At 55.9% G+C, this 21,745-nt stretch carries 17 protein-coding genes; 11 read left to right on the forward strand and 6 right to left on the reverse strand.

Annotated features, from left to right (window positions below):
* The first annotated feature begins 11 nt into the window (after positions 1-11).
* From polA to ACP8J1_RS05425, 3 genes are all read left to right on the forward strand, one after another.
* Entirely contained in the window at positions 12-2,660 is a 2,649-nt protein-coding gene (gene polA / locus ACP8J1_RS05415) for a DNA polymerase I (RefSeq protein ID WP_034656458.1), read from the forward strand.
* On the forward strand, positions 2,644-3,603 hold the full coding sequence (locus ACP8J1_RS05420) for a DNA glycosylase AlkZ-like family protein (RefSeq protein WP_023021658.1): 960 nt from the start codon (positions 2,644-2,646) through the stop codon (positions 3,601-3,603). Before polA ends, ACP8J1_RS05420 begins: the two co-directional genes overlap by 17 nt.
* A 92-nt stretch (positions 3,604-3,695) precedes the next feature.
* The gene (locus ACP8J1_RS05425; protein ID WP_023021657.1) at positions 3,696-4,052 is read left to right on the forward strand and encodes a hypothetical protein; all 357 of its coding nucleotides are present in this window, start codon (positions 3,696-3,698) and stop codon (positions 4,050-4,052) included.
* Here ACP8J1_RS05425 and ACP8J1_RS05430 read toward each other — a convergent pair.
* Together ACP8J1_RS05430 and ACP8J1_RS05435 are read right to left on the reverse strand one after the other, a co-directional pair.
* Complete coding sequence (locus tag ACP8J1_RS05430; RefSeq protein WP_034656459.1) at positions 4,016-4,486, reverse strand: RDD family protein; 471 nt, start codon at positions 4,484-4,486, stop codon at positions 4,016-4,018. The genes ACP8J1_RS05425 and ACP8J1_RS05430 overlap by 37 nt on opposite strands.
* A gap of 9 nt (positions 4,487-4,495) precedes the next feature.
* Positions 4,496-5,227, reverse strand: coding sequence for a class I SAM-dependent methyltransferase (locus ACP8J1_RS05435; RefSeq protein ID WP_023021655.1), 732 nt, complete (start codon positions 5,225-5,227; stop codon positions 4,496-4,498).
* Between the two features lie 250 nt (positions 5,228-5,477).
* Between ACP8J1_RS05435 and rpsA the strand changes: the two genes are divergently transcribed.
* The 7 genes from rpsA (at position 5,478) to ACP8J1_RS05470 (ending at position 13,647) form a co-directional block, all read left to right on the forward strand.
* A complete protein-coding gene (rpsA, locus tag ACP8J1_RS05440; RefSeq protein ID WP_023021654.1) occupies positions 5,478-6,938 on the forward strand; it encodes a 30S ribosomal protein S1 in 1,461 nt (486 codons plus the stop codon).
* 298 nt (positions 6,939-7,236) lie between these two features.
* Positions 7,237-9,285, forward strand: a complete 2,049-nt coding sequence (locus ACP8J1_RS05445) for a glucose PTS transporter subunit IIA (protein WP_023021653.1) — start codon at positions 7,237-7,239, stop codon at positions 9,283-9,285.
* Between the two features lie 81 nt (positions 9,286-9,366).
* Positions 9,367-9,975, forward strand: a complete 609-nt coding sequence (gene coaE, locus ACP8J1_RS05450; RefSeq protein WP_023021652.1) for a dephospho-CoA kinase — start codon at positions 9,367-9,369, stop codon at positions 9,973-9,975.
* A 67-nt stretch (positions 9,976-10,042) separates the two neighbouring features.
* On the forward strand, positions 10,043-10,405 hold the full coding sequence (locus tag ACP8J1_RS05455) for a DUF4259 domain-containing protein (protein WP_051138343.1): 363 nt from the start codon (positions 10,043-10,045) through the stop codon (positions 10,403-10,405).
* Between the two features lie 40 nt (positions 10,406-10,445).
* Positions 10,446-12,539, forward strand: a complete 2,094-nt coding sequence (gene uvrB / locus ACP8J1_RS05460) for an excinuclease ABC subunit UvrB (protein ID WP_023021650.1) — start codon at positions 10,446-10,448, stop codon at positions 12,537-12,539.
* Between the two features lie 131 nt (positions 12,540-12,670).
* Positions 12,671-13,123 (forward strand): universal stress protein, encoded by a 453-nt coding sequence (locus ACP8J1_RS05465; protein WP_023021649.1) that lies wholly within the window; start codon positions 12,671-12,673, stop codon positions 13,121-13,123.
* A gap of 83 nt (positions 13,124-13,206) precedes the next feature.
* On the forward strand, positions 13,207-13,647 hold the full coding sequence (locus ACP8J1_RS05470) for a universal stress protein (protein ID WP_005323273.1): 441 nt from the start codon (positions 13,207-13,209) through the stop codon (positions 13,645-13,647).
* Between the two features lie 67 nt (positions 13,648-13,714).
* On the opposite strand, the gene ACP8J1_RS05475 is transcribed toward ACP8J1_RS05470, so the two are convergent.
* The 4 genes from ACP8J1_RS05475 to ACP8J1_RS05490 all read right to left on the reverse strand — a co-directional run bounded on the left by ACP8J1_RS05475 (position 13,715) and on the right by ACP8J1_RS05490 (position 18,831).
* Complete coding sequence (locus ACP8J1_RS05475; protein WP_023021648.1) at positions 13,715-14,731, reverse strand: App1 family protein phosphatidate phosphatase; 1,017 nt, start codon at positions 14,729-14,731, stop codon at positions 13,715-13,717.
* A gap of 20 nt (positions 14,732-14,751) precedes the next feature.
* Entirely contained in the window at positions 14,752-16,977 is a 2,226-nt protein-coding gene (locus ACP8J1_RS05480; RefSeq protein WP_486697285.1) for a HelD family protein, read from the reverse strand.
* Between the two features lie 157 nt (positions 16,978-17,134).
* A complete protein-coding gene (locus ACP8J1_RS05485; RefSeq protein ID WP_023021646.1) occupies positions 17,135-18,151 on the reverse strand; it encodes a DoxX family protein in 1,017 nt (338 codons plus the stop codon).
* Positions 18,152-18,228: 77 nt separating this feature from the next.
* Positions 18,229-18,831, reverse strand: coding sequence for an MBL fold metallo-hydrolase (locus ACP8J1_RS05490; RefSeq protein WP_023021645.1), 603 nt, complete (start codon positions 18,829-18,831; stop codon positions 18,229-18,231).
* Positions 18,832-18,896: 65 nt separating this feature from the next.
* On the opposite strand from ACP8J1_RS05490, the gene uvrA reads away from it, so the two are divergent.
* The gene (gene uvrA, locus ACP8J1_RS05495) at positions 18,897-21,737 is read left to right on the forward strand and encodes an excinuclease ABC subunit UvrA (protein ID WP_023021644.1); all 2,841 of its coding nucleotides are present in this window, start codon (positions 18,897-18,899) and stop codon (positions 21,735-21,737) included.
* Positions 21,738-21,745: the final 8 nt, after the last annotated feature.

Below are 21,745 nucleotides of genomic sequence, written 5' to 3' on the forward strand. Positions count from 1 at the left end.
GCTTCTCTAGGATGGGGCAGGTGACTACTAAACAGCCTCGAATTCTGCTCATTGACGGCCACTCTATGGCCTTTCGTGCCTTCTACGCCCTGCCGGTGGATAACTTTTCTACCTCGGGCGGCCAGCACACCAATGCCGTATATGGCTTTTTATCGATGCTTTCCAATATCGTGGCGGAGGAGAAGCCCGATGCCATCGCGGTGGCATTCGACGTAGGGCGAAAGACCTTCCGCACCGAAATGTTCCCGGACTACAAGGCGCAGCGTGAAGCCGCGCCGGAGGAATTTAAGGGCCAAGTTGACATCATCCGCGAGGTGCTCGAGGTGCTGGGGATTACCACCCTCTCCCGCGAGAACTTCGAGGCCGACGACATCCTCGCCACGCTGGCGACCGAGGCGCAGGCTTATGAGACCCTCATCGTCACCGGTGACCGCGATTACCTGCAATTGGTAAACGATTCCACGACGGTGCTTTATCCCATGAAGGGCGTATCCACTCTCCACCGCTTTACGCCCGCCGCGGTGGAGGAGAAGTATGGTCTCACGCCTGCGCAGTACCCAGATTTCGCTGCCCTGCGCGGCGATCCGTCCGATAATTTGCCGGGCATCCCCAAGGTGGGCGAGAAGACGGCTACTAAGTGGATTGTCAAATACGGGGACTTGGCATCACTGGTTGAGCACGCCGAAGAAATCAAGGGCGTGGTGGGCAATAATTTCCGCGAGCGCATCGATCAGGTGCAGATGAATCGCAAGCTCACCCAAATGATCACGGATATGGACCTAGAGGTAGGCCCGGACGATCTGGCTTTCAAGGAGGCTAAGGTTGCTGACGTTGCTGCTAAATTCGATGACCTCGAGTTTGGCACCAACCTGCGCGATCGCGTCCTGGCTGCCATTCCCAATGACGGCGCTGAGCCAGCGGAGCAGACCGAGGAGGTCCAAGAGTTAGAGACAGTCATCGATGATGAGCCATTGTCCCAGTGGCTGCCTGGTCGAGAGCATGTTGCGGTCTATGTCGAAGGCGAGGGAAACCCTGGACAGGGTGATGCATCGGCGATTGCCTTCGTAGACCAGGAACGCCACGGCCTGCAAGTGGAGCTGGGCGACCTTTCTGTCGAGGACGATAAGGCCCTAGCGCAGTGGTTGGCCTCCGATGCGCCGAAGTATTTCCACGAGGCCAAGGCCGCGTTCCATATGCTCGCCGGCCGCGGCATTGAGCTGGCGGGTATTGCCCATGACACGGCCATTGCCGCCTACTTGCTGCGCCCTGGTCAGCGCACTTACGCGCTTGCCGACGTCTACCAGCGCCACCTCCAAAAGACCCTCGGCGCCGCCACGGAGCAGCTTTCCTTGCTGGATGATTCCACCTTGGTAGATCAAGCCGCAGCAATTATGGAGTTGGCGGAAAGGCTCACTGCAGAGCTCCAAGAGATTGATTCTTTCGAACTTTATACCGACTTGGAGCTGCCCCTGGTGACCATTTTGGCGCGCATGGAAGCTACCGGCATTGCTGTTGACGTAGACATTCTCGAAACACAAAAGGATGCCTTCGTAGAGCAGGTCGCCGAACAAGAGCGTGCCGCCCGCGAGCTTGCCGGTGACGATAAGCTCAACCTCAACTCACCCAAGCAGCTACAAACCGTACTCTTTGAGACTTTTGATCTGCCCAAGACCAAGAAGACAAAGACCGGCTATTCTACCGCGGCTAAGGAGATTGAACAGCTCGCGGTTAAGAATCCCCACCCATTCTTAGACCACCTTTTGGCTCACCGTGAGTACCAAAAGATGAAGACCACCCTCGAAGGTCTAATCAAGACCGTGCAGCCGGACGGTCGCATCCACACCACGTTTAATCAGACAGTGACGTCGACTGGCCGCTTGTCCTCGACGGAGCCAAATCTGCAGAATATTCCGGTGCGGACCGAGGCTGGGCGACAGATTCGCTCCGCGTTTGTCGTAGGCGAGGGCTACGAAGAACTCATGACCGCCGACTATTCGCAGATTGAGATGCGTGTGATGGCGCACCTTTCGGCAGATCCCGGGCTTATCGAGGCCTATAAGGACGGCGAAGACCTGCACAACTACGTCGGCTCCCGAGTCTTCGACGTCCCCGTCGACCAAGTCACGCCGGAGCTGCGCCGCCGCGTCAAGGCAATGTCTTATGGTTTGGTCTATGGCCTGTCCGCATTCGGCCTATCCCAGCAATTGGGCATCCCGGCTGGGGAAGCGAAGTCCATCATGGAAAGCTATTTCGAGCGTTTTGGCGGGGTAAAGAAATACCTCGATGAAGTTGTGGTCCAGGCACGTAAGGATGGGTATACAGCCACCCTCTTCGGCCGCCGCCGCTACTTGCCAGAGCTCAACTCTGATAACCGCTTAGCCCGCGAGAATGCAGAGCGAGCCGCATTAAATGCACCGATTCAAGGTACCGCGGCAGACATTATCAAGGTGGCAATGATTCGCGTGGACCGCGCATTGCAGGGCATGAAGTCCCGCGTGCTGCTACAGGTCCACGATGAATTGGTAGTTGAGGTCGCCCGTGGCGAGGCTGACCAGATCCGTGACATTCTCGAGCGGGAGATGGACTCTGCTATCGAGCTCAACGTGCCGCTGGAGGTCTCCGCTGGTGCCGGCAAGGATTGGGATGCCGCAGCCCACTAGCGCGGCTTCTTTCTCTCGCCGAGAAAAGGCGCGCCTTAGGCTCGCCTCGCAAGGCTTAACCGTTCAGCGGTGGCAGAGCGCGGAAGAGGTGGCCCGCGCTTTCGGCGTTATGCAAGGCCAAGACCTGCACTCTGTGTGCCGATCGCTGGCCTTGCGGGCGCAAGACCACTCGGATGCCGGAAATATTGTGCGTGGATATCCCATGCGTCATACGCTTTTTGCGGCTTCTATCAAGGACATAGGCTGGATAACTGAACTCTGTGCTAAACGGCGAAAGGGTGACGCAGAGTTAGTGGCAAAGGTAAACAAGCTTATTGATCGTCCGCTTTCGCGTGCCGAGCTTAAGGAGCGGGCTGCCACAACGTTGCCCGAGGTGCCCTTCTGGCATGTTGTGCGTGTAGCAATGGAAAGCGGACACGCCGTCTACTCCGGAGTCGAACAACTCATCACACCGGTTGAGTTGCCGGGATTAGACGAAGCCTTCAATGGAGACCAGGTCGCAGCTACCGCTGACCTAATGGTCCGATATTTCCGCACTCACGGCCCAGCGACGCTGCGGGACTTTGCGTGGTGGACAAAGCTACCGCAAAGACTAATTAGGCCAGCAGCTGACAGCCTTCCGCCGGACATCGAGCGGTGTGGAGAAGAGTCCCAGGACTTTGTCTCGAAAGTTGTAATGGATATGGCCGAGGCGCGAAGAAAGCGTTCGGTGCTCTTATTGGGAGCTTTCGACGAGTACATCCTGGGATACCGAGATCGGTCATTTGCAATGACTTCAGAAGTTCACGAGATACTTGCCCCTGGAAACCGTGGTGTATTTCGCCGCGCTGTTGTGGTGGACGGCCAAGTTCGTGGGACGTGGAATAAACAAGCTATCGAGGATCTGGGTATACCCGGCTACGCAGAGCGGAAGGTTCAGAAACTTTGGCGGAATGCGCGTTAAGTTTTTTAGATAGCCTGTTCATTGTAGAAAAGTTATGGATATACGGTTCTTAGAACACCGATAGACATTCAGACAGAAAGGAAAAGCGCACAGTGACTCCGGAAGAGAAAATAAATAAATGGAATCTCCGCACTTTTGAAAGCCTGTGGGCAATTCAAGTGAATCTTCCTGCAGCCGATATTAATGAACTCGGGCTAGCCCAATTCCTTGAAGAATATAAGGTTTCTGCAATTTCGTACCCGGTTTTAGCCGGGTGTTACTTTTTGATGGCCATGATCATGGCGCGCGTGGCGCCAAACCCTAAGGTCAGGCGATTGACGGCCGTTGGGGTGATGGTCGTATCCACGGCGCTTGCGTTTCTCTTTCCGTCCGGGTGGATGTTTGCTGCGTTGGTTATTTTCGCACTTGCTTATTACCTCTGGCCACGAAAAGAAGGCGTGTCTATCTGAGGTCGGCGCTCCACTAGGCAATTGGCGAGCATGTCGAAAGGGGTTTGACCAAAAGCGAGCATGCTTATGCTGAGAATTGCTAAAAGTAGCGGCATTACTCCGGGCCAGCCTGTCAACGTAAGCAGTGTCAGCAATAGCCAGGAGTTTCGCAGGCAAGCGGTGAAAAATCCTGGGTGGGTGGCAATGATTTCTAGCTGGAGGGACCACTTACCTAGCGAGGTGGATTTCGTGGCTTCCACCCATACTCGATAGACGTAAAAGACCACGGCGGCGGCAATGGCATTATAGAGTTCTAAGGTCTCTCCAGTAAGCGGTTGGTCGGCTGCCGCATTCACTACCCACCGCACCACCATGACGATGGCAGCGGCTAGGAAACTGTCAATCCACCAGGCAATGCCACGTCGTATCAATAAGCCAATCCGGTCCAAAACCATGCCCATAGGTTAGCGGGAATTGCTGCAGACGAAAATAATCGTGCCGGGAAAGATTTCGCCGCGCTCCGGAGACCATTGGCCCCAGGTGATCCTAAGGTCTTGCGGCCACTCGGGTTCAATTATGTCCTCGATAAGGAACGGGCCTTTACTCTGCAGGGCTTGGAACCAATCGGCGATGGTGCGATGGAACTCCGCATACGTGAGGTTGCCATCGCGGTCTTGTTCCAGATAGGCGCGGTCGAAGTAGCTAATATCAGCCGTTAAATCGGTAGGATCATCGGGGAAGATCCAGCGCATGGGATGGGTGACTGAGAGGACAAAACGACCGCCTGGTTTAAGAACCCGGGAGACCTCCTGTAGCGCTAAGTCGAGATTAGCGAGGAAGGGAAAAGCGCCGAACGCAGAGAAAGCAGCGTCGAAGGACTCTGTAGCATAGGGTAGCGACAGCGCATCGGCTTGCGTCAAGGGAAGTGCACCAGCAGCGTGGTTGAGCATGCCGCGAGAGATATCGAAGCCAGTGGCAAAGCGGGCACGCGTTTGGAGCCACTCGGTGCACGGTGCGGACCCGCAGCCAATTTCGAGGACGGAAGAATCCGAGACGTCGCCAAGCAGGTGCACTTGGTCCTCATGGAGCATCTCTGGGCACCAATAGAAGGAAGAAAGATAGTCGGGGTGCTCGGCATGGTAGCTAGCGGCGTCGCCATCCCAGTAGACCTGATTTGCTTGTGATGGGGAAATCACGGTGGGGGAAGAACTCCTTGGAGAAAAAGTTACGTCTTGTATTTGCCCTTTAAGCTGGACAGATGTAGGGTTGAACGGGCGTGTCTATGCCACGGGTTGTTCTAAGCCGTTGTAGGAAGGCTTTAAGCAATCACGAGGCGGGATCGAATATTTTTCTTTTGCTGCTTTTGGGCAGCTTAGCAAGCTTTTTTCGAGAGACGCGCAGTTGTCCAATTTCGATTTCCTACATTTATTCGGAGCATTTCTTAATATGCCATCTTCTAACACCCCGCAGGTTGCGATCAACGATATCGGAACCGCAGAGGACTTCCTCGCAGCTGTAGATGCCACCATCAAGTACTTCAACGATGGTGACATTGTCGAGGGTACCGTCGTCAAGGTTGACCACGACGAGGTACTGCTGGACATTGGATACAAGACCGAAGGCGTTATCCCTTCTCGCGAGCTGTCCATCAAGCACGACGTCAACCCAGATGAGGTTGTCGAGGTCGGCGATGAGGTTGACGCACTTGTTCTCACCAAGGAGGACAAGGAAGGTCGCTTGATCCTGTCCAAGAAGCGTGCGCAGTACGAGCGCGCTTGGGGCGCCATCGAGGAGCTGCAGGCCAAGGAAGAGCCTGTCACCGGTACCGTTATCGAGGTTGTCAAGGGCGGCCTCATTCTGGACATCGGCCTGCGTGGCTTCCTGCCTGCATCTCTGGTTGAGATGCGTCGCGTCCGCGACCTGGAGCCGTACATCGGCCAGGAGCTGGAAGCAAAGATCATCGAGCTGGACAAGCAGCGCAACAACGTTGTCCTGTCCCGCCGTGCATACCTGGAGCAGACCCAGTCCGAGGTTCGTTCCGAGTTCCTGCACCAGCTGCAGAAGGGTCAGGTCCGCAAGGGCGTTGTTTCTTCCATCGTCAACTTCGGTGCCTTCGTCGATCTCGGCGGAGTCGACGGCCTGGTTCACGTTTCCGAGCTGTCCTGGAAGCACATCGATCACCCATCTGAGGTTGTCACCGTTGGTGACGAGGTAACCGTTGAGGTTCTCGACGTTGATCTGGATCGTGAGCGCGTTTCCCTGTCCCTGAAGGCTACCCAGGAAGATCCGTGGCGCGTATTCGCCCGCACCCACGCTGTGGGCCAGATCGTTCCGGGCAAGGTCACCAAGCTCGTTCCATTCGGCGCCTTTGTTCGCGTCGAGGAGGGCATTGAGGGTCTGGTTCACATTTCCGAGCTGGCTCAGCGCCACGTTGAGGTTCCGGACCAGGTTGTCACCGTTGGCCAGGAAGTCATGGTCAAGGTCATCGACATCGACCTCGAGCGTCGTCGTATCTCCCTGTCTGTTAAGCAGGCAGACGAGGACTACACCGAAGAGTTCGATCCGTCCAAGTACGGCATGGCTGACTCCTATGATGAGCAGGGCAACTATGTCTTCCCTGAGGGCTTCGACCCTGAGACCAACGAGTGGAAGGAAGGCTTCGACGAGCAGCGTCAGGCTTGGGAGGCACGTTACGCAGAGTCCGAGCGTCGCTTCAACCTGCACACTGCTCAGATCGAGCGCAACCGCGCCGCAGCCGCTGAGGCTGCTGAGTCTGCAGAGTCCTCCAACTACTCCTCTGATTCCTCTGATGCAGCTCCGGCATCCGAGACTCAGGCAGAGGTTGGCGGCTCCCTGGCTTCCGACGAGCAGCTCGCCGCACTGCGCGACAAACTCGCTGGCAACTAAAGCTTCCGCTTAGTTCCCTGCTGAGTTTAGAGCTAAGCTTCAAGGCCGCGTTCACTTCGTCATATAGACGGGGTGGGCGCGGCTTTTGTGATCTTTGAGACAGGCCCTGCAAACGTTTGCTGAGCCATTTGAGGTTTTTAAGTGGCTGACCAGCGCAGTTAAGAAGGGGGAGGCAAAAATCTCCTGGCAAGCCCACAAAACGGGCTTTTGTTCATGTGGGAATCCTCTTATACTCAACTATGACGTTATAGCCAGTGCTGCACTGGTTATAAGTGGTATTTGAACTGAGGAGTAAGAAGTGGCATCTACCAAGGACACTTCCGCCCACATCGTTGAAAGTATCGGCGGCGCTGACAATATTACGTCGCTGACGCACTGTGCGACGCGCTTGCGTTTCCAACTTGCTGATGCGGGGAAAGTTGATAAAGGAAAGCTCGACAGCGACCCAGCGGTGCTAGGCACCGTGCCACAAGGCGCCCACGGCTACCAAGTAGTCATGGGTGGCGGCGTTGCTGACTACTACAACGAAATCATCAAGCAGCCCGGTGTACACGCTTCCGGTGAGAAAACGGCGTCCTCCAAGAAGGAGTACGACGGCGTTCGTGGCAAGTACGACTGGGTAGATTACTGCTTCGAGTTTCTTTCTGATACCTTCCGCCCAGTTCTCTGGGCACTGTTGGGCGCCTCGCTCATCATCATGCTGCTGATCTTGGCGGACACCTTTGGTATTCAGGACTTCCGTGCGCCGCTGGATGAGCAGCCGGAAGGCTTCCGTTTGGCTCACGCCATGTTCCAGTCGGTCTTTTACTTCCTCCCGGTAATGGTGGGTGCGACCGCGGCTCAGAAGCTGGGTGCGAACATGTGGGTCTCCGCCGCTATCCCAGCGGCACTTCTTACCCCGGAGTTTTTGTCCCTGGGCGAAGCAGGAGATACCGCTAATGTCTTTGGCCTGCCGTTGGTTATTAACTCCTATGGCTCCCAGGTATTTCCCCCGATTCTGGCTGCAATCGGCCTGTACTGGGTGGAAAAGGGACTGAAGAAGATTATCCCAAGTGCGGTACAAATGGTTTTCGTACCATTTTTCTCCCTGCTAATTATGATTCCGGCAACGGCCTTCCTCCTTGGCCCGTTCGGCATTGGCGTGGGCAACGGCATTTCCTGGGTCCTTTATCAAATCAATGATTTCTCTCCATTCATCTTGGCTATAGTTGTTCCGCTGCTTTACCCGTTCCTCGTTCCCATGGGCTTGCACTGGCCGCTGAACGTCATCATGATCCAGAACATCGCCACCTACGGCTACGACTTCATTCAAGGACCGATGGGCGCATGGAACTTCGCCTGCTTCGGCGTCGTCGGCGCGGTCATGGTCATCTCCTTCAAGGAGAAGAACAATGCTATGCGCCAGGTTTCCATCGGTGCGTTTGCAGCGGGCATCCTAGGTGGCGTGTCGGAACCTTCCCTGTACGGCATCTTGTTGCGCTTCCGCCGCAGCTACTATCGGTTGCTGCCAGGTTGTGCCTTGGGTGGCGCAATCATCGGTCTTTTCGACGTCCGTGCAGAAGCCTTCGTCTTTACCTCGGCGTTGACCACCAGTGCCATGACCCCGCATTTGGGCTATGTCCTTGGTATTACGACTGCATTCCTTACTTCTTTCTTGCTCACCTTGTTCTTCGGCTACCGCACGGCAGAAGAAAAGCAAGCTGACTTGGAGCGCATTGCGCGCGAACAAGGCGAGACTGTTGACGATGCAGCTGCTCGCGCAGAGATGAAGTTCCTTAAGGGCAATGGTACAGACTCCGCGATCGAGGGCGGCGCCGTTCCCGCCAGCTCCGCAGGCGCTGCTGCTGCCGGCGTGGCCACTAAGCAGGCTGGGAAAGATGCTATTGCGCTGGAATCTCCCCTCGAGGGCGAGGCGGTCGCTCTATCGGAAGTTCCGGATCCCATTTTCGCCGCGGCAAAGCTGGGCCCGGGTATGGCGGTCCAGCCGGCGGGCAATGCGGTCTTTGCGCCTGCCGACGGCAAGGTGCTCACCGTTCAAAAGTCTGGCCATGCGGTAGGACTGAGCTTGGACAACGGCGTACAGCTACTCATTCACGTAGGTCTCGACACCGTGGAGCTGGGAGGCGAAGGTTTTGAAGTCCATGTGGAAAAGAAGCAACGCGTTTCCGCAGGCGATAAATTGATTTCCTTTGACCCGGAATTTATCCGCTCCAAAGGCTATAACCTGATTACCCCTGTGGTAGTTACTAACGCCACCAAGTTTGGAACTGTCACCGGCGAGCCTGGCCAGGTTTCCTCGAGCGATGTGTTGCTGCACATTTCTCCAAAGGCGGAGGACGCAGAGTAAAAGGGACGCTTTCTCCTGAATTGCAATGAAGAGCCCCACCATCGCGTATGGTGGGGCTCCTTTTCGCGTAGGGTGGCGACCATGAAACTCATTGGCCTTACAGGTGGCATTGGCAGCGGTAAGTCAACAGTTGCATCCTTGTGCCGTGAACGCGGGTGGCGAGTGGTCGACGCCGATGGCATTGCACGCGACGTTGTGAAGCCTGGGAAGCCTGCTTTATCCGAGTTGGCCGCAGCTTTCGGAGAGGAAATCCTGCTGTCGGATGGCAGCCTTAACCGCAAGGAATTGGCACGCCGGGCCTTTGCGGACAAAGAGCACACTGAGTTGCTGAACTCTATTACCCATCCATGCATCCAAGAGGAGACACAGCGGCAATTTGCGACGGCGCGTGGAGATGGCTGTGACTTCGCCGTTTATGATATGCCGCTGTTGGTGGATAATGGCCTGGACAAAGACATGGACTACGTCATTGTGGTCGATGTGGATCCTGAAGAGCGCGTTCGTCGGCTGGTGGCTTTTCGAGGGATAGAAGAGGAAGATGCGCGCCGTCGCATTGCGGCACAGGTACCGGATGAGGTGCGGCTTGCCGCGGCCACGCACGTCATTGATAATAACGGCACGCTTGACCAGCTACGTGTGCGAACGACTGAGGTCCTGGACCGCATTGAAGCGGAGTCACCGAAGGTTTAACCATTGGGTAGCTAAAGTTTACGCCATTTCGAAGTCTTGTTAACCTGGGCAGCTTAAGCTACCCGCCGTGGGAACGTGGGATACTGGGCCTTTTGATAATCACGCGGCGCGAGAACTACTCGCAAGCTTGCGGGATGGTTCCTTCGATCTCAAAAGCTTTCAGCAATCATGTTCCACAGAGCCTATCGACTCGGATGACGCAGAAACTATGATTGCACTCGGCGCCTTGTTGAAATTAAAGGCTGATGCACTGCCGGAAGGCATCGAGCGCGAGGATCTCGCGCCCCTGTACACGCCGCAGTCAAAGGCTTGGCTGCGCCGCCGCATCAATAGTGCGATGCGGCCCGAGACGTCTTCCGTTTATGCGCTGTGGGAGACCACTGGCGAGTTGGAAGAATGGCTTCGCACCGCGCAGAACTCCTTGCCCTGAACGTAGCTAGGCGCGCCACCTAAACAGTAGAGTAGTGGGTATGGCTTTTGCTGCTGAACATCCCCTTATTCCAAATTCCGAGCACCGCGTTGTCAGCGAGGTCGAGCGCACCCCGGGCGAGTTTCAGGTCGTTTCTGAATATGAACCGGCTGGTGACCAGCCCTCCGCCATCGCAGAGCTCAATGACAGACTCAACCGTGATGAGCGCGATGTTGTGCTGATGGGTGCTACCGGTACCGGTAAATCTGCCACCGCCGCGTGGCTCATCGAAAAGCAGCAGCGGCCCACGTTGGTGATGGCGCCCAATAAAACCCTGGCTGCGCAGCTAGCGAACGAGCTGCGCCAGCTCTTGCCGCATAACGCAGTAGAGTACTTCGTTTCTTATTACGACTACTACCAGCCAGAAGCATATATTGCGCAGACCGATACCTATATTGAAAAGGATTCCTCCATCAATGAGGACGTAGAGCGCCTGCGCCACTCGGCTACGTCGGCACTATTGTCTCGCAGGGACGTGGTCGTAGTCTCTTCCGTGTCCTGCATTTATGGCTTGGGCACTCCACAGTCTTACCTGGATCGCTCGGTAATCATTTCTGTTGATGAGGAGCTGGACCGCGATCGGTTCCTGCGACTGCTGGTGGATATCCAATATGAACGCAATGACGTGGGGTTTACCCGCGGCACCTTCCGCGCCAAGGGCGATACGGTAGATATCATTCCGGCCTACGAGGAACGTGCGGTGCGCATTGAATTCTTCGGCGACGATATCGATTCCCTGTATTACATTCACCCCGTGACTGGCGATGTCATAGAGGAAGTAGATGAGGTTCGCATCTTCCCGGCCACGCACTACGTGGCCGGGCCCGAACGCATGGAAAAGGCCGTGGCAGCGATTAAAGAGGAATTGGCTGAGCGCTTGGAGGATCTAGAAAACCGCGGCAAGCTGCTTGAAGCGCAACGTCTGCGCATGCGCACCGAATACGATCTGGAGATGATCGAGCAGGTAGGTTTCTGCTCCGGTATCGAGAACTACTCCCGTCACGTCGATGGTCGTCCGGCTGGCTCAGCGCCGGCTACGCTACTCGATTACTTCCCAGAGGATTTTCTCACCATCATCGATGAGTCACACGTTACAGTTCCACAGATTGGCGGCATGTTCGAGGGCGATATGTCGCGCAAGCGCAACTTGGTCGAATTCGGTTTCCGTTTGCCGTCCGCAGTGGATAACCGCCCGTTGACCTTTGATGAGTTTGAACAGCGGGTCGGACAAACCGTATACATGTCCGCCACCCCAGGCGATTTCGAGCTTACGTCCTCGGATGGCGAATACGTAGAGCAGGTAATTCGCCCGACTGGTCTGGTGGATCCGAAGGTTACTGTCAAGCCCACCAAAGGGCAGATTGATGACCTCATTGATGAGGTGCGCACTCGCATATCGAAGCGAGAGCGTGTGTTGGTGACCACGCTGACTAAGCGTATGGCAGAGGACCTTACTGACTATCTGTTGGAGCAGGGGATAAAGGTGCGCTACCTGCACTCGGATATCGATACCTTGCAGCGCGTCGAATTACTGCGGCAATTGCGCTTGGGAGAATTCGATGTTCTCGTGGGCATTAACCTTCTGCGCGAGGGCCTTGACCTTCCTGAGGTCTCGCTCGTTGCCATTTTGGATGCGGACAAAGAAGGCTTCCTGCGCTCTACAACTTCGCTCATTCAGACCATTGGCCGTGCTGCCCGTAACGTGTCTGGCGAGGTCATCATGTATGCCGATAAAATCACCGACTCTATGCAAGAGGCAATTGAGGAGACGGAACGGCGCCGTGAGAAGCAGATTGCCTATAACCGGGAACATGGCATTGATCCGCAGCCGTTGCGTAAAAAGATCGCGGATATCCTTGACCAGGTCTATGAAGACGGCGGAGACGAGGAGGCTAATTCCGATCCTTCCGCCATGGTGGAAAAGCGGGATATTTCTAGTATGGCTACCGATGAGGTGCAGGCGCTTATCGACGACCTCTCGGCCCAAATGGGTGCAGCCGCGCGTGAGCTCAAATTCGAGCTGGCCGGCCGCCTACGCGATGAGATTGCCGATTTGAAGAAGGAGTTGCGCGGCTTGAAAGAAGCGGGGATTTAGTTTTCTCCCCCTAAAAGTGTGCTGATTGATTCTGCGGGTGCTTCTCTAAACGGCTGCGCTAGTTATACTGAATAGGTGCCAGAAGCGCCGTTTAGTTGTCACTGTGAAATGGTTCAACTGCAAGGAGAATGATGCTTACCTATAAAAACATTGCCGTCGGCACCGATGGCTCTGAAACCTCCCTGCGCGCGGTTCGCGCAGCGGCGTCCATGGCACGGGCGTACGACGCCAAGCTGATTATTATCTCAGCCTTTTATAACCACGCTGGATCCATGCTTGGCGCTCCGAGGGGCGACGAAGCCGGTCTGCCCGTTGTAAGTGAGGACATGGCTGGGACCTATTTGACCAATGCCACCCGTATCGCCGAATCGGAAGGTGCGGAGCACATTGAAATCGTAGGAAAATCTGGAGACCCAGTAAAAGCCTTGTTAGAAGTAGGCCAGGACTATGATGTGGACCTGTTCGTTGTGGGCAACCGCGGCGTGAATTCCGTCCGTGGTCGAGTCTTCGGTTCTGTGCCAACGGAACTAACCCACAAGTCAACGGTAGACGTCGTCGTAGTTAATACCACCGAGGAACGTTAATCGTTTCTCGTTGTTACACTGGCAGTAATGCCCCTGTAGGCTAAATAAACACACCGGGTACATTCCCACAAAGAAAGGTCATCATGAGCGACTACAACTCGATCGTTGTCGGTACTGACGGTTCTAAGTCTTCCCTCCTCGCTGTAGAGCGAGCAGCAAAGATTGCCGCCGCATTCGATTCCAATCTGATCATCGGTTGTGCTTACTACGAGAACCAGGAGCAGGCTTCCAAGACCCTGCGCCAGGATTCCGTTACCATTTTGGGCGATGAGAAGGCCGAGGCTAACCTGAAGGACGCCAAGGCTCACGCCGAGAAGTTCGGTGCTTCTAAGGTCGAAACCGCTGTTCGCCCTGGTACTCCGGTGCAGGCCCTGATGTCCATCGTCAATGACAACGATGCTGACCTGCTCATCGTGGGTAACCGCGGCATCAACTCCCTGACCGGCCGCCTGCTGGGCTCCGTACCTGCAGACGTTGCTCGCCAGTCGGACTGCGACGTGATGATCGTTCACACTGTCAGCTAAATGTGGTGATTGAACCCGCCTTGGTCTTGTTAAAGAGGCCAAGGCGGGTTTCGTCGTTAAGCGCTGCTTACTCCGTGGGGTGCGCGGCGTTGAAGGCTGCGGCAAGGGCACTGCCGTTTGCGCCCTGAATCAGTGGGATTGTGAAATGGCCCTCTTCATTGGCATCTGCCAGGGGGCTCAGGGAGCCATGCGAGAGCAGCTGCTCCTGCGGGCTTAGATTGCGGATGATCACGGAGTGAATCCGGTCCGGGTGCTCGTTAGCCACATCGCCGTAAGTCAATGGATCGTGCTGTCCGTCATCGCCGATCAGGATCCATTGCATGTCCGGGTAAGCAATGAGTAGATTGCGTAGCTGAACCCGCTTATGTTCTTGTCCGCTGCGGAAAAGGCCCGTCTCGGTCGGACCCCAGTCCGTGAGCAGCATGGGGCCTGCGGGGAAATTATGATGGGACAGGAATTTTTTCAGCGAGCCAAAAGTATTCCATGCTCCCGTAGAAAGATAGAACACTGGGGCCTTTGGGAATCGCTGTTGCAGCTGAGCATAGAACTCGGCCATTCCAGCAACGGCCTGTCGCTTGCTGGGGCGCTTAGCCCAAGAGTTCCACGCCGCTGTCAACGCACGTGGCAGCCACGTAACTAAAACCGTGTCATCAATATCGCTGATGATGCCAATCTTGGCGCTCGGATCCACGATGAGCACCTGGACTTCCACGGCTTGCGCGTTGGCGGCCTCGATCGTTGCCGTATGCCAACCAGGTTCTAACCCATGTTCGTGAACGAGGATGTCAACGTACCCGTTGCTATTGGTTGTGCCCGCGACGGTCTTTTCACCAATAGTCACTGAAATGTCGTGGTTTCCCACCTGAATAGTAAGAAACTGCTGGTAGCCGCGTTCACCCCAGGAATCCTTTTTGCCTTCATCAGGATCGTGCATGAGTACGCGGCCAACAACCCTTACTTGCTCGGTGGTGCCATACCCGGTATAGCCCACAATCTGGGGCTTCCATCCCCGCCGTAGAGAACGCTTCAAAGTAAAGGTGTTCAGCGAGCTTTCAGTTTTGCGCGCAATGTCAGATAAGGCCATGGCCTAAAGCTTACGGGAGCCTAAAGAACTTCGCCGCAGTCACCGACGAGGGTAAGCGACTGGGTAGCACGAGTGATGCAGACATAGAGATTCTGCAAACCCTGCGGGGAGGCATCGACGATCCTCTGCGGATCGAGTACCACCACATGGTCAAACTCTAAGCCTTTAAAGCGTTCTGCCGTGGCGGCGTCAATAACTGCTGTGAGCCTGCCGTCTGCCTCCCTGTGTACACCAGGGGTGTAGCTGCCCTGTGCAAGTCGGCGCACCTGCACGCCATCACGGATGGCTGTAGCCGGGATGGCATCAGGGTTAATCATCTCTAATAGTCCATTAGCCAGCTCAGTGATGGGCTGCGGGGTGCGATAGTTGACGGTGAGAAAATGGTGGCGGAAGCGCTGCGCCACGAACGGCTCCAGAGCCTCGCCCCAATCATCAACACCCGCCGGTGAGCCGGTCTGGGAAGTATCGCCCACCAAGGTCATCCACCGTGAAGGGCAACGACGAAAGAGCATCCGCCACTCCATGGGAGTTAATTCCTGGGCTTCGTCCACGATGATATGACCATACGCCCACGTATGGTCTTCGCGGGCGCGTTGGGCAGTGGTGCGCTTATCGCGTACCTCCTGACGGTGTGCCAAGGTCTCGGCGTCGATGACATCATGGGCAGAAAGAATTTCCGCTTCAAACATGTCATCGTCATTATCTGTGGACTCGGAAGAAGACAAGATATCTAGGGCGTCTTCTGCTTCTGCCACTTGTTCGCGCCACGCAGCATCATCGGCTGCCTTCTTTTCCTCAGGGTTGGGCAGGCCGATGAGGACGGCTAGCTCATCTAGGAGGGCGGCATCCGAATCTGTCCATGCTCGCCCTTGTTCTCGGTAGAGCGCCTCTTGAGTTTCATCGTCGTACCCGCGGGCAGCAGAGGCAATGCGCTCAGGTGAGGAGAATAGGCCAGCAAGCACGTCGGTGGGGTGGAGCTCGGGCCAGAACTCATCGATCAATGCAGTAACGGCCGTATCTTCTGCAAGGTCATCGTGGAATTGATCGATATCGGCGCGCGAAAGGAGGTTCTTCCCGCCGAGCGGATCCGCCCCGACCTTTTCAGCCATCTGCAATGCAAGGTCTTCTACGAGGTGCTCAATAAAGGCACCGCGAGCCTCATTGTGTGGCTTTCGCGAGCGCCGGGCCCGAGTGCGGGCTCTTTTCACCATGCCGGGCGTAACGCTTAAGCTGAGGCCATCAATTGCCAGCTCGCATGGGGCGGCAGGAAGAAGCTGATAGTCCTTGACCGCGGTGGAGAGAATCTCCACCATGGCGGCACTACCTTTGATTTCGCGAGCGACGAGGTCTTCCTCGTGTTCTGGTTCGATTCCGGGGAAGAGCCCGCCGATGGTTGATAGCACCACGCCAGTCTCGCCCAGTTCTGGCAGCACCCGTGAAATATAGTCCAAAAAGCTGCTATTAGGGCCCACGATGAGGACACCCGTGGCAGAAAGTAGTTCGCGGTGGGTATAGAGCAGGTAAGCCACACGGTGCAGAGCAACAGCGGTCTTACCCGTACCTGGGCCGCCTTCTACTACCATGACGCCGCGGGTGTTATCGCGGATAATCTCGTCTTGCTCTCGCTGGATGGTCTCCACGATTGACGTCATGTGGCCGGTACGTGCCCGTTGCATGGCGTGGTAGAGCGCCGATTCGCTCGCGACTCCTGCTTCTTCTTCTCGCACACCGGGGCCGGAAAGAACCTCATCGTGTATTCCGGTGACGGTGCGTCCCTTGGTGCGAATCTGGCGACGGGTGTGGACGCCTTCCGGTTGGGCTGTGGTAGCGAGATAGAAAGGCCGCGCCATTGGGGCACGCCAATCTAAAAGCAGTGTGCGATAGTCATCTTCGCGTGCATCTAGTCCCATGCGGCCGATGTAGCGGCGGTCTAGGCCTTCGGGGGTGGGATTATCGCCGGGGGCGTCGATATCAATGCGGCCAAAGACCAAGCCCATTTGGGCCACATTGAGACGATCAAGCTTTGCCTGCAGCCCGTGGTATTCGGTTTCACGGCGCACCAAGGCGTCCGCGTCCGGCGTGGAAGGATCTACATCCGCCTGCACCTCATTAAGCCTTCTATTGGCTGCCGCCACCTCATCGTCGAGGCGCGAAAAAAGTCCGTCCACATAATCTTGCTCAGTAGCGATGGCTGGGCGCTCCGAGGAACCTGCAGCCGCCGCGTGCCTATTGGATGCTGAGTTCACGTGACTCCTTGGTAATTGGACGTTGATGGGGATGGGCCGGGCACGCTGTCCGGCAAGGGGAGAGATGAGTTTAGACCCTGCCGTGACAAAGAACAACGGCCCAGCATAAGGCTGGGCCGTGTGTCACTGCCGAGTTATTCGGCCGCAGAAGTTGTGGCTACTTAGAGCGCTTTTCCAGCTTCTTGATTGCTGCCTCAATCTTCTTATTTGCCTCTTTTTGCAGCTTCTCAGCATGCTTGGAAGCCTTCTTGCTTGCGCGCTTGGACTTCGCACCATCCAGCTTGGCGACGGCCTTATCTGCACGTGCCTGAGCCTTGGTAGCGGCCTTTACAGCACCGGTACGGGCGGTGTCGCGATTGGCTTGTGCGGACTCAAGCCAGTCACCCTTGTTGTCTTCAACATAGGTCTTGGCGTTATCGACAGAGTCCTCAATGAAGGACTTTGCGTTGCCCAGCAAATCGCGGCCAGACTCTTGCCAATCGTCCTTATTGTCTTCAACATAAGTCTTGGCATCGTCAACGTAAGACTTTGCGGTATCGAGCAACCCGCGGCCGGTGGACTGCCAGTCATCCTTGTTGTCATCTACATATGCCTGTGCCTTTGCAGAGGTTTCGTTGATCCAGTCGCCGGCCTTGGTGGAAAACTCGTTGGCACGGGCGGAGAGCTCTTCGCGCTTCTGCTCGGACTCAGACTTGGTAGGCAGCGCCTGCTGAATCTTCTTGTTCGTGCGCTGACCAGCCTTTTGTGCGCGCCAACGAAGGGAAGGCTTGCCCTCGGTGTCCTGGGTAGCGATAAACAAGGCGCCGAGCAAAGCGGTATTGGTAAGGAAGCCGTTGCGGCGAGTTTCCTTGTCTTCCTTGTTATCTGCAGCCCAGAAGTTGTTCTTAGCAATCAAGTTGGGCAGAGTTGCGGCGGCCAGAACCGCAGCGGAGGTGCGCGGTGCCTTGCCCAGAGCCAAGGTGGAGCCGGCGCCTACCTTAGCGCCGCCAATAGCGCGGGTAACCAGTTCCGGGTCATTGGGAATATAGCCCTGGTACTCAGAAGGAACGGCCTTGCGCACGGTCTTGAGGAAACCTTCGGTTTCCTTTACATGCTCGGACGCGTTGCGCAGGTTGTCTACGCCTTCCCATACAAATACAGATGCCAGCATGGGGCGGGCAAGCTTGCGAATCATAGTCCTTAAAGCTCCTTAGCTCGTTGTTTTAGACCTATCGTGTGCTAGACCATTGTACGCGGAAATTGGCCACTGGATCACCAGCGGCGCTCCCACCAGTCTTCCAGCTTGGGGCGCTCCTCGCCCAAGGTAGTGGACTTGCCGTGACCGGGGCGCACGATCGTATTGTCTGGGAACTCATCAAAGATGCGCGCGGTGACGTCCTTATACAGGCGTACGAAGTCACCTTCAGAGGTGGTCTTGCCCAAGCCGCCCGGGAAGAGTGAATCGCCCACGAAAAGATTAATTACGCCATCGATGTTTGTAACTAGTGCGGCGCCGCCTGGGGTGTGGCCGCGCAAGATGATGATGGGGAGGTCGAGGCCCGCGAACTTGATGGAGTCGCCTTCGCGGAGCTCAACGTCTACCTCGGCTGGGATAGCCGGAGAATCAAGGAAGGACGCGTAGTGGGTAGCGCCGGTCTCAGAGAGAACCTCTTTGAGTGCACGTACGTGGTCCCAGTGGCGGTGGGTGGTTAGTACCGCGGTGATTTTAACGCCGGCCTTCTGGGCCATGTCGAGGAGTGCGGGGGCGTCATCGGCGGCGTCGACAAGCAAGCCTTCTTCGCCCGCCTGCAAAAGGTAGCAGTTATTGTCCATCTCGGACACAGAAATCTGATGTAACTGAAGCTCGTTAGTCATGTGTCCCAGCCTACGGGTACATTCGAGGGAAGATTGCAATCCCTAGTACTGGAGGTCTGAGCACAGTGGCTGATCGTTTGGTGGTGCGCGGTGCCCGCGAGCACAACCTCAAGGGCGTGGATATCGATATCCCTCGCGATAAAATGGTTGTTTTTACTGGTCTTTCCGGATCTGGTAAATCTTCGCTGGCTTTTGACACCATCTTCGCAGAAGGCCAGCGCCGCTACGTAGAATCCTTGAGTTCTTATGCCCGCATGTTTTTGGGGCAGATGGACAAGCCTAATGTGGAGTTTATTGACGGTCTGTCACCCGCAGTGTCTATCGATCAAAAGTCCACCAACCATAATCCGCGTTCTACGGTGGGCACGATTACGGAGATCTATGATTACCTGCGTTTGCTCTTCTCCCGTGCCGGAACGCCACACTGCCCAAAGTGTGATGCCGTAATCGAGCGCCAAACGCCACAGCAAATCGTCGATGCCGTGCTGGCGCTGGAAGAGAAACTGAAGTTTCAGGTGCTCGCACCGGTGGTGCGCAAGCGCAAAGGCGAGTTTGTTGATCTCTTCCAGGATTTGTCCGCTCAGGGCTATTCCCGCGTCCGAGTGGACGGGGAGACCTATCAGCTAAGCGATCCGCCCAAGTTGAAGAAGCAGATCAAGCACAATATTGAGGTAGTGGTTGATCGCCTGCAGGTAAAGGCCTCACAAAAGCAACGCTTAACGGATTCGGTGGAAACAGCGCTGCGCTTGGCAGATGGTCTAGTCACCATTGAGTTCGTGGATAGGGAAGAACTCACCCATACCTATTCGGAGAAGGCGGCCTGTCCGAATGGCCACACATTGACCATTGAAGAATACGAGCCCCGTGCCTTTTCCTTCAATGCTCCGTTTGGCTCCTGCCCGGTGTGTGATGGCCTGGGTACCAAATTGGAAGTTGATGTTGATCTGCTCATTCCGGATCCAGATGCTCCAGCTGTAGATGCCATTCAACCGTGGCACTCCAGCCCCAATTCCCGCTACTTTGTCAAGCTAGTAGAGGGTTTAGGCAAGGCTATGGGGTTTGACCCCAAAACTCCGGTGAGTGAATTAACCGAGGAACAGCGCCACGCGCTGATCTATGGCACCGATGAGGAAGTCCAGGTTCGATATAAGAACCGTTACGGGCGCCAGCGTAATTGGACCGCCCCATTTGAAGGCGCTACCGGGTTTATTCACCGCAAGCTGGAAACTACCGATTCTCAATCCCAAAAGGATCGCCTGCTGCAATATACCCGCCGCGTGCCGTGTAGCACCTGTAAGGGCACCCGGCTGAAGCCGGAGATCTTGGCCGTCCGCTTGGCCTCTACGACTCACGGTGAGCAGTCCATTGCCGGGCTTTGTGCGCTCTCTATTGAAGACGCCTCTGAGTTCCTAGACTCCCTGGTGCTGGGGCACCGTGAGGAAATCATTGCCGGGGCAGTGCTTAAGGAGACTCAAGCCCGCCTGCGTTTCCTCCTGGACGTCGGTTTGAATTACCTCACGCTCGATCGCGGCGCGTCTACGCTTTCCGGCGGTGAGGCGCAACGTATCCGTCTGGCTACTCAGATTGGCTCCGGCTTGGCAGGGGTTCTGTACGTGCTCGATGAGCCATCCATTGGTCTGCACCAGCGTGATAACCAGCGACTCATCAAAACCCTGCAGCGGCTGCGCGATATCGGAAACACCCTCATTGTGGTCGAACATGATGAGGACACCATCCGTGAATCAGATTGGCTCGTCGATGTAGGCCCGCGTGCGGGCGAATATGGCGGCGAAGTGGTCTACCAAGGCGAACCATCCGGAATCGAACAGGTAGAAGAGTCCCTCACCGGACAATACCTTTCCGGCAAGAAGGTGCTCGCCGTACCGGACCAGCGCCGAGAGATTGATAAGGACCGCACCCTAAAGGTGGTTGGTGCTCGGGAGAATAATCTCAAGGGCATCAACGTGGAAATCCCGCTGGGAGTGCTGGTATGTATTACTGGTGTGTCTGGCTCGGGTAAATCCACCGTGGTCAATGAGATTTTGGCTAAGACTTTGGCCAATAAACTTAACCGCGCCCGCCAGGTTCCCGGCCGTGCCAAGCGCGTCGAAGGTGTGGAGCACCTAGATAAGCTGGTGCAAGTTGACCAAAGTCCGATTGGCCGTACCCCGCGTTCTAACCCGGCGACCTACACGGGTGTCTTTGACAAAATCCGTAACCTTTTTGCCGAAACCCAGGAAGCAAAAGTCCGCGGCTACAAGGCTGGACGCTTCTCCTTTAATGTCAAGGGCGGGCGCTGTGAGGCGTGCCAGGGCGATGGCACCATCAAGATCGAGATGAATTTCCTTCCAGATGTTTATGTGCCGTGTGAGGTGTGTGAAGGAGCACGCTATAACCGCGAAACCTTGGAGGTGCACTACAAGGGTAAAAACATTGCCGAGGTTCTAGACATGCCAATCTCTGAGGCAGCGGACTTCTTTGAACCCATCAACTCCATTCACCGCTACCTTGCCACGCTTGTCGACGTCGGCTTGGGTTATGTACGCCTCGGCCAAGCTGCTACTACGCTTTCCGGCGGCGAGGCGCAGCGCGTCAAGCTAGCTTCCGAGCTGCAAAAGCGTACCAACGGTAGGACGATTTACATTCTGGATGAGCCGACTACTGGACTGCACTTTGAGGATATTCGCAAGCTGATGCTGGTTATCCAAGGCTTGGTGGACAAGGGTAATTCGGTGCTTGTTATTGAACATAACCTTGATGTCATCAAGGCAGCGGACTGGATTGTTGATATGGGCCCGGAAGGCGGTGCGGGCGGCGGTACCGTTGTGGCGCAGGGAACCCCTGAAGACGTTGCGCAAGTAGATGGCTCCTATACCGGTGGCTACCTAAAGGGCATGTTGAAGTAGGGCAAAGC

The organism is Corynebacterium sp. LaCa_205, assembly GCF_057458085.1.